Raw genomic sequence first — 13,147 nt, forward strand, 5'->3', positions numbered from 1 at the left:
TCTAAAGAGGTACAAATGAATAATAAAAAAGTGATCTATTTAAGTTTAGGGCTGGCTTTTCTTATTGTCCTATCGGTTGTGCTTAAACAAGAAAAAAGTGTTGCCAGTGTCAATGGTGAAAAAATCAGTGAAAAACATCTCCATGAGCTTCTCGTCTCTCAATACGGTTCCGATGGAGTCAATAAACTGATTACGGACAAAATTATCGAACAAGAAATGAAAAAGAAAAAACTTAACGTGAGTGATGAGGAGCTTGCTGAGGAAATGGCAGATTATGTCGATACTTATGGCGGTGAGGAGGCTTTCCAGGAAATTCTTAATTCAAGTGGAGTGGACCTTTCATCGATCGAAAAAAACATGAAAACCTATCTTGCGACGAAAAAGCTGATAGAGCCTCGAATAACAATTACAGAAGATGAAATGAAGGACTATTTTGAAGAAAATAAAGACAGCTACGGACAGGAAGAGCAGGTTCAGGCAAGTCATATTTTGGTAGGAGATGAGGCAACCGCAAAGGAAGTTATAAAAAAGCTCAATGCTGGGGAAGATTTCGCTACGTTAGCAAAATCATATTCGTCAGATGAATCGAGCAGTCCTTCTGGAGGAGAATTAGGCTATTTCGGGCGCGGGGAAATGGTTCAAGAATTTGAAGATGCTGCATTCTCGCTTGATGTTGGAAAAATTAGTGATCCAATCAAGTCTGAATATGGCTATCACGTCATTAAAGTAACGGATAAAAAAGCAGGAAAAGCAGCTAATTTTGATGATGTTAAAGAAGAAATAAAAGCAGCCATTTTGGATTCAAAGCTTGAATCTGAATACGCGTCATGGCTGGATGAGAAATACAAGGAATACGAAATTAAGAATTATTTTAATAGTTAAGATTTAGATAGTGAGTCGGACCTTTCTTAACAATAATGTGAGAACTATTGAAGTTTCAATGGTTCTCTTTTATTTACAGCTAGTTTCAATAAATATAGGATACAAAAGGGAATCACCTCACCTAGTTGTATCCTATAAAAAATAATATCATCTTTGATGTCGACCATCATGCTTCTAACCAGTTCTGTGACCATTTTTCAATCTCATGCATAAGGGGTTCTAAAGATCTCCCTTTATCAGTTAAGGAATATTCAATTCGAACTGGAGTCTCCGGAAAAATTTCTCTTTTAACAACTCCCTCGTTCTCCAAATCCTTTAACCTCTCAGATAAAACTCTACCACTTACCCCTATTGAAGATTCAATACTACAAAAACGCTGTGGACCAGATAATAGCTGGTAAATAATTAAACCTGTCCATTTTTGGCTTATTAACCCCATAGCTTTTTCAAATCTAGGACAAATCGACTTATCCAATAAAATCAACTCCTTACTAAATATTATAAACAATATTCATAGGTAATTAAATTATTTAAATTACAATATGTAAATTAATTACTTGACTATTGTTAGTTGCGAACATATACTAACTTACATAAAGTAAGTAACTAACAAATAATTTGTACCTAAACTTTTTAAGGGGGTAACTGAATTGAATTTTCATCGTGAACCTATTACATTCGTTGGTCAAGTAAACTTAAAAGTACAAAATTTAGAACGTGCATTAGCATTTTATCAAGAAGTAATCGGCTTTAAAGTGTTGGAACAAACTGAACGAAAAGCTAATTTGACTGCAGATGGAAAGACCGTTTTGTTGTCAATAGAACAACCAGATCATGTTGTTCCAAAGCAAGCAAGAACGACGGGACTTTATCACTTTGCACTTCTTCTGCCTAAACGATCTGATTTAGCTAAAATAGTGCACCATTTTATAGAAATTGGAATGCGATTCGGATCATCGGACCATCTTGTCAGTGAAGCTCTTTATTTATCAGATCCAGATGGAAATGGAATTGAAATCTATATAGACCGTGATCCATCAGAATGGGATTGGAATAACGGAGAAGTTGAAATGGCAGTTGATCCATTAAATTTTCCAGATCTCCTTTCTGAAAAACAACAGTCTTGGAAGGGTCTACCGGATGAAACTGTCATGGGGCATATCCACTTACATGTGTCCGAATTAGAAAAGACTGAAGAATTTTATATCAAGGGATTAGGATTTGAAGTAGTAAACCGATATGGCACTCAAGCACTTTTTATTTCAGATGCAAAATATCATCATCATATTGCTTTAAATACTTGGAATGGTGTAGGAGCACCTATACCTTCTTCTAATAGTGTTGGACTTGAATCATTTACATTAATCCTTCCAAGTGAAGAAAAGAAAAATCAAATTATTGCTCAGTTAAAGAATATTGGTGCTTCCGTCACCGAAGAAAATGGTTCTACCGTTGCTACAGATCCTTCTGGAAATCGTATTCATTTAAGAGTCTAAGGTATAGCTGGGGGATAGATACTATTATGCGTGAAAAAGCAGGATTTGAAAATTCAGGAATTGAAATCGGTCTATATACTCTTGGAGATATTGGACCAGATCCTCTTATTGGCAAAACAATTAGTGCAAGGCAAAGGATGAAGGAGATTATTGAAGCAGCTACACTTGCTGATGAGGCTGGATTGGATGTTTTTGGAGTAGGTGAACATCATCGATTAGACTATGCCACTTCCTCACCTCCTGTTGTCTTAGCTGCCATAGCGCAAATGACTAAACGAATTAAATTAACAAGTGCGACTACAGTGTTAAGTACTGTTGACCCAGTTCGTTTGTTTGAAGATTTTGCAACCTTGGATTTGCTTTCAGATGGACGGGCAGAAATTATCGCAGGTCGTGGTGCGTTCGTGGAATCCTTCCCTCTTTTCGGTTATGACTTAAATGATTATGATTCATTGTTCTCTGAAAATATCGATTTATTTTTAAAGCTTAATGAAAGCGAGAGAATTACATGGGATGGTCATTTTCGCCCGCCATTAAGGAATTCTGAAATTTCACCTAGACCTTTACAGAATCAGATACCAATTTGGGTCGGTGTTGGGGGAACTCCCGAAAGTGCGATCCGTGCTGGCAGGTTAGGTGTTGGGATGGCTTTAGCAATACTTGGAGGCAATCCAATTCAATTTAAGCCACTCGTTGATTTGTACCGTAAAACTGGCACCGAGGCTGGACATGATTTGGAAAATCTCAAGATAGGTGTAACGGGTCATGGGTATTTTTCAGAGACAACCCAACAAGCGAAGGATGAATTTTATCCATATTATTCAAATTACTGGTCATATGTAAACCGTCAGCGAGGGATGACTAGCAGAAGGATGTCTAAAACGGATTTTGAACAATTAGCAAGTCAGGATACAGCTTTGTTTGTGGGCAGTCCACAACAGATCATCGAGAAAATCCTTCGACAATACGAACTCTTTGGACATCAACGTTTCATAGCTCAGATAGATATAGGTGGTTTACCGTTTAAAAAAGTAGCCGAGGGCATTGAATTGTTAGCGACGAAGATAGCTCCAATTGTTCGGAAAGAAACAAGTAAGTGAAAAAGTACAGGTGGTGTAAAAAATGGGTTTATTAGATAAATTATTTGGAAAATCAAGCAAGGAGGAAGGATCAATGACAACAGAAAAGTTAAATATTGGGATCATTTTAGGTAGCACACGCCAAGGACGTGTTAGCCCACAAGTAGGAGAATGGGTAAAAGATATTGCTGACAAACGTGGAGATGCAAAGTATGAAATTGTAGATATTTCTGACTACAATCTTCCGTTTTTAGGAACAACCGACGGTACAGAGCCTGGAATTGCAGCTTGGAATGAAAAACTAGCCAATTTGGATGGATTCGTGTTCATCGTTCAAGAATACAATCACAGTATTACAGGCGCATTAAAAAATGCACTTGATTTTGCTCGTGAAGCATGGAATAACAAAGCAGCTGGTATCGTCAGTTATGGGTCAACTGGTGGAGCTCGTGCAGCGGAACATTTACGTGGCATCTGTGGCGAATTAAAAATTGCTGATGTTCGCACACATCCAACACTATCTTTATTTACAGATTTTGAAAATGGAACTGACTTTAAACCACAATCAATCCACCTTGATAATGTGAATGCAATGCTTAGTGAAGTAGTTGAATGGAGTCGTGCATTAAAAACAGTGAGATAAAAACAAAGATTTGACGGGATAAGGCTTATTAGCTGAAATCCTTCCTAATAGAAAATTAAAATTCATTTAAAAGAGGAGAATAATTTATGGTACAAAAATATGAATGGGGTTTGTTGATTCTTCGAGTAGTTTTAGGGATCACGTTCCTAATCCACGGTATTGCAAAATTTCAAATGGGTCTTGGTAATGTAGCAGGTTGGTTTGAAAGTATTGGTATTATGGGATTCTTAGGTTATGCTGTTGCTTTCATTGAACTTATTGGAGGAATTGCCTTACTTTTAGGACTTGGAACTAGAATCATCTCGGCATTAATTGCTATCGTGATGTTTGTGGCTATCTTTGCAGTAAAATTATCTGTTGGTTTCATGGGAACTGAAGGAGCAGGGTATGAATTAGATCTAGCTTTATTGGCTATGGCGATTGTACTTTTTATTAGTGGGAGCCAGAAATTTTCATTGGATAATAAGCTTTTCGGATCTACAGAAGAATAACTCATAATATGAGTAGTGCTTAAAGCACTAGATATGGAAGTAGGTACAGCCTGATTTTCTCACATATAACACTGAGAAAATTAGGCTTTTTTATATTCGGATTTCCTTACGTTGTAAAGTTCATTTCCAGAAGCTACACCTAAATGGATGATTATTTGGGGAAGTTGGTCATAATAATAAAAATTAATCAAGGAAGACGAACTCGGAGGATGAAAGCATGAGTGACGCGGTAAAGCTAAGACCACTGGAAAGAGTGGACTTAGGATTCGTCCATAAATTAAATATTAATGCCAACATCATGTCTTATTGGTTTGAAGAACCGTATGAGGCTTTCGTTGAACTGCAGGATTTGTATGATAAGCATATCCATGATCAAGGTGAACGGCGATTTATTGTGGAAAAGAGCGGGGAGATGGTTGGTCTAGTAGAGTTGGTAGAAATTGATTATATCCATCGGAGAGCAGAATTCCAAATCATTATAGATCCGACACATCAAGGGCAAGGATATGCAAAGGCCGCAACGCATCTAGCTATGGATTATGCATTTTCCGTTTTAAATCTATACAAACTCTATTTAATCGTCGACAAAAACAACGAAAAGGCCATTCATATTTATAAAAAGCTTGGCTTTCATTTTGAAGGCGAATTAATTGATGAGTTTTTTGTCGATGGCGAATATCATAATGCGATCAGAATGTGTCTGTTTCAGCATCAATATTTAGGTGGGGATCCGATGGAGCCTTAGTCCTTTTTAGAATTGAAAAAGCATGCCCCTCAAACATTACGGGGGCATGCTTTTTTACAATCTTTGTCAAAGAAAGATACTATTATTTAGATTGATATTTTCCTAAAAACTCTTTTACCTTAGCTGGATCTGCTTTCAGCTCGTTTCCAGTATTCACGAGAGGGCTTACTGTTGAAACGGCTTTGATTTTCTTACCTTGGTAGTAGCTAAGAATTTCGTCTTGGTTGATGGAATATAGTACAGCTTTTCTTAGATCTTCACTCTTAGCCACTTCACGATTTGCCGTATTGAAGAGTAAATAAGTTACTCCGTTGCTTTCCATGCTTTGCAGTTTTAATTTGGCGTCACCTTCTACAACATCATGTTTATTTTCTGGAACACCATATAATACATAGATTTCACCGTTACGTAATGCAGAAAGTGAACTATCCATATCTTTAATGAAACGAAGCTTTACGTTAGAGATTTTTGGCTCGTGTTCTGTTCCTTTCATATAGCCAGGGTTTTTGTAGAAGATGGCTTCGTAATCATTTTTGTGAGCTAGAATGTATGGGCCACTAGCATACAATGTATTATTGTACTTATCGCCCTCAGTCACTGTATTTTGGTCACCGTATGGTATGTCTTTGTTTACATCAAAAGAAGCAACATCATACGTGTTAATGCTCTCTACTTGCTTTTTAGAAACAATCCCAGCTGATTGGTGAGCTAAATAGTTAAGCACTTGTGGGAATGGTTCTGTAGTTGTTACTTTAACTACTTGATATTTACCTTCTTTATTATTTGCATCGTTTTTATCGGCTACCAGCTCAGAAATTTTCGTATCTAAGCCTTTTTCAAGAGCTTCTCTTATTGATTCGTCACTGTTAGATAGCTTCACTTTTTCAAGTGCGCTTAAATCAGTGACGACTTCTGCCGTTTTAATATGCTCATGCAAGCTGTATGTGCGGTGATCGGGCACGGAGTTTTTATCTTTTGCACGATCTAATGAGAAGATGACATCATCCGCTCCAACACGCTCTCCAGTATCAACTGCTTTTTTATCTGTGATCTTGGCAAAATTAATATCATCTCTTAAAAGGAAATAATACTCTGAGTTTCCATCTGCAATGCTATAGTTATGAGATAGAGATCCATCTGCTGTAATCTTATCATCATCCGTTAAGTTAATTAATCGAACATATATATTTGTATTAATCATATTAATTGAACCATCGTTCCCCTTAATTGGGTCAAGAGATGTTAAAGTTGGATTTGTTTGTGACAAAATAAACGGATCTGCTTCACGCTTGGCTGTATCATTAAAATCAATCGTCTCCCAAGCAAGGGAACGAGATTTTGAAAGTCTAACTGAATCTGGATTCAATACGTCCTTGTTAATAGCTTGGGTTTTTAAGGAAATATACAACGGTGCAATATATGCCTTATCAAATACAAGAAGCTGTTCTAATTCCTTGTATGTTTCTGCATATTCCTCAGCAGTCTGAGTACTTGCTTTATCAATTAGCTTATCAATTTCAGGATCAGCCATGATGCTGTAATCCCCGCCGCTCTTGAAAAGTGAACGGACAGCATAGTCAGGGTTACCTGTTACTGTAGTCCAGCCAGATAATGCCACATCAAAATTTCCTGCCTCTTGTTGAGCTTTAAAGCTGCCATAATCCGGCTGAATATTCAGCTTCACTTTAAAGCCGTTTTTAACTAATTGATCTCGAACGATATTCATATCTTCCTCGCCACTGCTCATTCCTAGAACTTCAATCTCAACTTGCTCGTTTTGAGCGCCACCTGATTTTTCGTTGGAGACCGGTTTTTCAGCCACGTCTGATTTAGTTTTTACACATCCAGCCAACAATAACATGAAGGCGAGTAATAGGGGTAAAATAGTTTTTTTCACAATTGTTTCCTCCTTTTAAATATGAAAATATTAATCTAATTTTGGATCTAGTGCATCTCTTAGTCCATCTCCCAAGAAGTTAAAGGATAGGACGAGTGCAATAATCGCAAGTCCTGGATAGATGGCAAGGTAAGAATGAGACTCAAGATATGTGCTTCCAATCTTTAAGATGTTTCCCCATTCCGGAATATGCGGTTCTATCCCAAGTCCTAAATAGCTTAAACTGCTCGTTGCAATAACGGCGCCACCAATTGTCAAGGTTGCTTTAACAATCATTGGAGCAAGTGAGTTCGGAACAACCTGTTGAAAAATAATTGCTAGATTGCTAGCCCCAAGTGCTCGCGCGGAGTCAACATATTCATAATTTGAAACCATAAGTACATTTGCGCGCATTGTTCTTGCATAAGTAGGAATAGAACCAACGCTTAATGCAAGGACAAGTGTTACCGTGTTAGACCCAAAAGCAGCAATAATAACAATTGCTAAAAGAATGCCTGGAATGGCGTAGAGAATATCGAGCAATCTCATAATGATGTTATCTGTCCGCTTGCCGTAGTAGCCGGAAAGGGCACCAAGTACACCGCCGATAATAAATGGAATCGCAGTCGATAAAAAACCAACAATAAGAGAAATTCTTGCGCCAAACACAATTCGTGAAAACAAATCTCTCCCAAAATTGTCTGTTCCGAGCGGATAAGCAAGGCTCGGTGTTTGTAAAATAGCCCCGTAATTGTTCTCAATAGCCATCCCATAGTCAAAGGTAAAGTAGCTGCATATGGAAATAGCAAAGACAAATACGATAAAAAATAAGCCAAGCATTGCCGTCATATTACTCGTGATTTTCTCCCAAACCTTACGCCATTTTCCTATGCTTGGATTATTAATATTTCGTTTGTGCATGAGCATATTCCAGCCAAGCACTAGCGCAAAGAGATTACCTGTTAGCGCTGTAAGCATGAGAGGGACGGATAAAAATATCTTCCATCGTGTTTCTTTCGTATCTTTTCCACCCTTCGCTATGAGAAAAAGTGCCACAAGCTGAATAATGGCAATTATGAATAAAGCAAACATCGCAGGAAGAAATGTGTCTGCGACATACGGCTTAAACAAATTGAGAGCGGATACTGCCATGATAAAGATATGAGTAAGTAACATGTATCCAGCAAAAGTATATTCAGGTGTTTTTTTCTCTTTAATCAATTGAAAAGCAAAGGTTACAATAAAAATATTACCTGTTAGAATACTTAGCAGTTGAATGATCCCAAGTTTTCTAGTTGATGTACGTAAGTAGCCAAAACGCTGTAGATCTTTTTTGATCATGAAGGTGATAAGGACCTGAATACATGTAAACAAAGCATATGCAACAAACACACTAAACACAAAAGGTTTAATCGCTTTTGCTGAAAAATCAATGCTGCTAATTAGAAAGATCATTGTGAGCGCAAGTGAAGTAATCCAAGTGAAGCTTGCCTGTGTATATTCTGGTGATAATTTCAGCGCGTGCTTCTTTATATACCCTTTATTTTCCTTTAAGATAGTAGCCATCATTGCACCTGCTTTAATATTGTTTCATTTTCGAACGGATTCGCGGATCAAAAAAAGCATATAAAATGTCGATAAGCAAATTGACTAGCGAAATGGTAATGGCGATATAAACAACCCCGCCCATAATGCTAGGAATGTCAGGGATAAACTGCTTATCAACAATAAAGCTCCCGATCCCGCTAATGTTAAAAACCTTTTCTGTCACTGCGGCCCCGCCAAGCATTCCTCCAAACATTAAACCGATAACAGTGATGACTGGAATCATGGCATTTCCAACTGCATGCTTCCAGAGCACTTGTCGTTTTGGAAGCCCTTTTGCTTTCGCCGTAATAATATAATCTTCATTTATTACCTCAAGCGTTGATGAACGCATCATACGAGCGATTGAAGCGGTAAGTCCAGTTCCTAATACAACCGCAGGCATAATGATGGATAGCCAGTTTTCCGGGCTGAAAGTTGCTGGCAGCCATTGTAGTTTAATAGAAAAATTTAAGATAAAGATAAGCCCTTGCCAAAAATTCGGAATAGATAACCCGATTAGCGCAATAAACATAAATGTATAATCAAAAAAAGAATTAGGCTTTGTAGCAGAGATGATTCCAATTGGAATCGCAATCACAATCGCCATAATTAAAGAAATGACTGTGAGTATGAGAGTGATTGGGAATTTTCTTGCTATACTCGCCGTCACTTCTTCATTACCAGAGTAAGATGAGCCAAGGTCAAATGTAAAAATTCCTTTCATCGCATTCCATAACTGTGCGAGATATGATTGATCAAGGCCGTATAAGTGATTAAATGCCGCAATTTGTTCCTTCGTTGCTGTTTCACCGAGAATATTTGCTGCTGGATCTAAAGGCGACAAATAAAGAATAGTAAATACGAAAAAGGCAACCCCGAAAATAACAAATATACTCATGACCAGTCTTTCAAAAATATACTTTAAATAGGGGTTACTATATAATAGTATGAAAATATACATTAGCAAGCCTGGTATGAAAGATAAAACTAAGAAAAGAGGTTGGGCGATCAGAGATTCAAAGGTATTTTCAAAATTAATTCTTTTTTTACCTTGAAGCTTTAAAGCTGCTTCCGTTTTTTCAAGTAGAGTTTTTTGGAATTGTTCCTCTGCCCATTTCTCTAATTGTTTATCGGTTTCATGTTGGGATACCGTTTGGCCAAAAAAGGCTTGCTTTCTTAGTAACTGTTCCTTAAACTCTAGCAACAACTCTTCCTTATATCCGTATGCTAATAATGTTTGCCTATTTTCTTTTAAAAGAGAAGAGTATGTATCTTGTTTTCTTCTCTTCAAATAAATGAAATAAACAACTAGATGAACGGGAAAGCCGAGTAAAAGGATCAACCACTTGTAAGTAGAATGCACCTGCATTTTTGAATAGGTACGTCTAATGATTTCGGAAGATTTAGATAAAAGGACTTGATCTGCTTTACTAATTCTGGCTGTTTCCATAGATTGAACCTCCCTTCATGTTAAATTGCATTATTCCGATCTATATAGTATATTTTAATTCGAATAATAAAAAAGTCAATTACTTATTATTTTATAAGTTTAGAATATATAAGATTACTGGCAGGTGAGAATTTGGAATCAATTTTAAAGGTAAATAATTTAAAAGTATCATTTCTGTCCCGCGGTGAAGAATTTGAGGCTGTTCGCGGTGTAAGCTTTGAAGTGAAAAAGGGAGAAACATTAGGGATTGTTGGAGAATCAGGCAGTGGAAAAAGTGTAACGGCTCGCACCATTATGCGTCTTCTGCCGTCTCCGCCATCCATTATGAAAGAGGGGGAAATAACCTTTTTAGGGGAAAATCTCGCTCACAAAACAGAGAAGGAGATGGAAAGCATCCGTGGCAAAGAGATCGGAATGATTTTCCAAGATCCGATGACATCTCTGAACCCAACAATTAGAATTGGAAAACAAATTGCTGAGAGCCTAATCAAACATCAGAAGCTATCAAAGAAAGAGGGCAAGGAAAAAGCCATAGAATTGCTAAGGCTCGTTGGCATTCGCAATAGTGAGGAGCGTTATCATCAATATCCCCATGAGTTTTCTGGCGGAATGAGGCAAAGGGTAATGATTGCTATTGCACTTGCCTGCAGGCCTACACTCCTAATTGCAGACGAACCAACGACGGCTCTAGACGTGACGATTCAGGCGCAGATTTTAAATTTGATGAAGGATATACAGGAAAGGTTTGGTACTTCAATCATTTTAATTACACATGATCTTGGTGTTGTTGCCGGCATGTGTGACAGAGTTGTCGTTATGAAGGATGGAGAGATTGTTGAGACGGGAACAACGGAAGAAATTTTTGAATGTCCGAAGCATCCTTATACTTTGAAGCTCTTAAATGCATTACCCCGTTTAGATGAGAAAAAGAAGCCAAAGCCTGCTCCGCTGATTTTGCCAAGTAAGAATAATAACATGCCATTAATTGATGTTCGATCATTAAAGCAATATTTTGATATGGGAAAAGGAAATGTTTTAAAGGCGGTCGATAATATTAGCTTTCAGATTAAGCCAGGTGAAACGCTAGGGCTTGTTGGTGAATCTGGTTCTGGAAAGTCCACAACTGGACGGGCCATTTTGCGTCTTCATGAACCGACGGGTGGAGAGGTGCTTTATCAAGGTATACCAGTAAATAAGCTTTCCCTGAGCGAAATGAAAGTAATGCGCCGGCATATGCAGATGATTTTTCAGGATCCTTATGCCTCACTTAACCCAAGATTTAAAGTTCTGGATATTATCGGACAAGCATTGGATATTCATAAACTTAGCAGCAGTAAAGAAGCGCGAAAGAAAAGGGTAGAAGAGTTGCTTGATATGGTAGGACTTGAGCCTTCACATGCACTGCGCTATCCCCATGAATTTTCCGGCGGGCAGCGTCAGCGCATTGGAATTGCGCGTGCTCTTGCAGTTGAACCTAAATTCATAGTGTGTGATGAGCCACTATCTGCTCTTGATGTTTCTATTCAATCACAGGTAGTCAAGCTGTTAGAAGATCTACAGCATCGTCTCGGTTTGACTTATTTATTCATTGCCCATGACTTGTCTATGGTGAAGCACATTAGTGATCGCGTAGCGGTAATGTATGCAGGAAAGATTGTAGAGCTTGCTGAAAGTGAAGAACTTTATTCAAATCCTCAGCATGCATATACAAAGTCCTTGCTATCTGCTATTCCAATTCCCGATCCGAAGATCGAAGCGAAGAAGAAGAGAGTGTTAATGGAAGAACAAACAGAGGCAGACAAATATCAATTAAATCAATCAGAACTTGTCGAGGTTTCGGAGGGGCATTGGGTTGCCATGCCTAGAGCAGCTGTTCATACATGATATACAATGAGCCGTTTTCTGTTTTTTGGAAAGCGGCTTTTTTGTATTAAATATGATCATTTTTACATGGAATTAATATTTAATAAAAATCCTTATGATATGTTATGAATAGAAAGTTCAATGGAAACGAAAAGGAGTGTATGAATGGTCACAAAAAAAGAAATTGTTCCAAAAAGCATTTTGAATATGATCCCCAAAATTCTGCAAATCATTTTGAATACTTCACTTGTCATCTTAGCTATGATTCTATCTTGTTTATTAATTAAGGAGTTAATCATCTTTTTCGGTTTATTAATTGAAAATGACAGCAATGATTACAAGCTTTTCCTCGCAAATATATTAATTTTCTTTCTGTATTTTGAATTTATATCAATGATTGTGAAGTATTTTAAAGAAAATTATCATTTTCCTCTTCGTTATTTTATATATATTGGCATTACCGCGATGTTGAGATTGATTATTGTAGACCATGAAAACCCGCTTCATACACTTATTTATTCATTAGTTATTTTGATTCTTATTATTGGATATTACATGATGCATATTACACCAAGGAAAAAAGAACAGTAAAAAATTTCGGCAGACCTTATGCAAAACCCGTTCCATGAAAGGTTCATGGCACTCGTTTTCGGCAAACCTCATGAAAAACCCGTTCCATGAAAGGTTCATGGCACTCGTTTTCGACAGACCTCATGGAAAACCCGCTCCATGAAAGGTTCATGGCACTCGTTTTCGGCAAACCTCATGAAAAACTCGTTCCATGAAAGGTTCATGGCACTCGTTTTCGACAGATCTCATGGAAAACCCGCTCCATGAAGGTTCATGGCACTCGTTTTCGACGGACCTCATGAAAAACCCGCTCCATGAAAGGTTCATGGCACTCGTTTTCGACGGACCTCATGAAAAACCCGTTCCATGAAAGGTTCATGGCACTCGTTTTCGACGGACCTCATGAAAAACCCGCTCCATGAAAGGTTCATAGCACTCGTTTTCGGCAGACCTCATGAAAAACCC

At 37.7% G+C, this 13,147-nt stretch carries 12 protein-coding genes; 8 read left to right on the plus strand and 4 right to left on the minus strand.

Annotated features, from left to right (window positions below; all coding sequences use genetic code 11):
* Window positions 1-15: 15 nt before the first annotated feature.
* Window positions 16-882, plus strand: coding sequence for a peptidylprolyl isomerase (locus F7731_RS20225; RefSeq protein WP_151536607.1), 867 nt, complete (start codon window positions 16-18; stop codon window positions 880-882).
* A 166-nt stretch (window positions 883-1,048) separates the two neighbouring features.
* On the opposite strand, the gene F7731_RS20230 is transcribed toward F7731_RS20225, so the two are convergent.
* The gene (locus F7731_RS20230) at window positions 1,049-1,357 is read right to left on the minus strand and encodes a winged helix-turn-helix transcriptional regulator (protein WP_281352573.1); all 309 of its coding nucleotides are present in this window, start codon (window positions 1,355-1,357) and stop codon (window positions 1,049-1,051) included.
* A gap of 175 nt (window positions 1,358-1,532) precedes the next feature.
* Here F7731_RS20230 and F7731_RS20235 point away from each other — a divergent pair, with 175 nt between their 5' ends.
* The 5 genes from F7731_RS20235 to speG all read left to right on the plus strand — a co-directional run bounded on the left by F7731_RS20235 (window position 1,533) and on the right by speG (window position 5,336).
* Window positions 1,533-2,378: a VOC family protein gene (locus tag F7731_RS20235; RefSeq protein WP_151536608.1), complete on the plus strand. Its 846-nt coding sequence runs from the start codon at window positions 1,533-1,535 to the stop codon at window positions 2,376-2,378.
* Window positions 2,379-2,404: 26 nt separating this feature from the next.
* Window positions 2,405-3,478 carry an LLM class flavin-dependent oxidoreductase gene (locus F7731_RS20240; protein ID WP_151536609.1) on the plus strand — a complete coding sequence of 358 codons (1,074 nt, stop codon included), beginning with the start codon at window positions 2,405-2,407 and terminating at the stop codon, window positions 3,476-3,478.
* Window positions 3,479-3,500: 22 nt separating this feature from the next.
* On the plus strand, window positions 3,501-4,100 hold the full coding sequence (locus tag F7731_RS20245; protein ID WP_151536610.1) for an NADPH-dependent FMN reductase: 600 nt from the start codon (window positions 3,501-3,503) through the stop codon (window positions 4,098-4,100).
* Between the two features lie 86 nt (window positions 4,101-4,186).
* On the plus strand, window positions 4,187-4,591 hold the full coding sequence (locus F7731_RS20250) for a DoxX family protein (RefSeq protein ID WP_151536611.1): 405 nt from the start codon (window positions 4,187-4,189) through the stop codon (window positions 4,589-4,591).
* Window positions 4,592-4,808: 217 nt separating this feature from the next.
* Window positions 4,809-5,336: a spermidine N1-acetyltransferase gene (gene speG / locus F7731_RS20255; protein ID WP_151536612.1), complete on the plus strand. Its 528-nt coding sequence runs from the start codon at window positions 4,809-4,811 to the stop codon at window positions 5,334-5,336.
* An 82-nt stretch (window positions 5,337-5,418) separates the two neighbouring features.
* Here the strand turns inward: speG and F7731_RS20260 are convergent, their stop codons facing one another.
* The 3 genes from F7731_RS20260 to F7731_RS20270 all read right to left on the minus strand — a co-directional run bounded on the left by F7731_RS20260 (window position 5,419) and on the right by F7731_RS20270 (window position 10,249).
* Entirely contained in the window at window positions 5,419-7,197 is a 1,779-nt protein-coding gene (locus F7731_RS20260; RefSeq protein ID WP_425482031.1) for an ABC transporter substrate-binding protein, read from the minus strand.
* Between the two features lie 66 nt (window positions 7,198-7,263).
* On the minus strand, window positions 7,264-8,778 hold the full coding sequence (locus tag F7731_RS20265) for an ABC transporter permease (protein ID WP_151536614.1): 1,515 nt from the start codon (window positions 8,776-8,778) through the stop codon (window positions 7,264-7,266).
* A 13-nt stretch (window positions 8,779-8,791) separates the two neighbouring features.
* The gene (locus F7731_RS20270) at window positions 8,792-10,249 is read right to left on the minus strand and encodes an ABC transporter permease (RefSeq protein WP_151536615.1); all 1,458 of its coding nucleotides are present in this window, start codon (window positions 10,247-10,249) and stop codon (window positions 8,792-8,794) included.
* A 132-nt stretch (window positions 10,250-10,381) separates the two neighbouring features.
* Here F7731_RS20270 and F7731_RS20275 point away from each other — a divergent pair, with 132 nt between their 5' ends.
* Both F7731_RS20275 and psiE read left to right on the plus strand, forming a co-directional pair.
* Window positions 10,382-12,133 (plus strand): ABC transporter ATP-binding protein, encoded by a 1,752-nt coding sequence (locus F7731_RS20275; protein WP_151536616.1) that lies wholly within the window; start codon window positions 10,382-10,384, stop codon window positions 12,131-12,133.
* Between the two features lie 144 nt (window positions 12,134-12,277).
* Window positions 12,278-12,703, plus strand: a complete 426-nt coding sequence (gene psiE, locus F7731_RS20280; RefSeq protein ID WP_151536617.1) for a phosphate-starvation-inducible protein PsiE — start codon at window positions 12,278-12,280, stop codon at window positions 12,701-12,703.
* Window positions 12,704-13,147: the final 444 nt, after the last annotated feature.

Source organism: Cytobacillus depressus, from assembly GCF_008923245.1.
In the GTDB taxonomy this organism is placed as follows: domain Bacteria; phylum Bacillota; class Bacilli; order Bacillales; family Cytobacillaceae; genus Cytobacillus; species Cytobacillus depressus.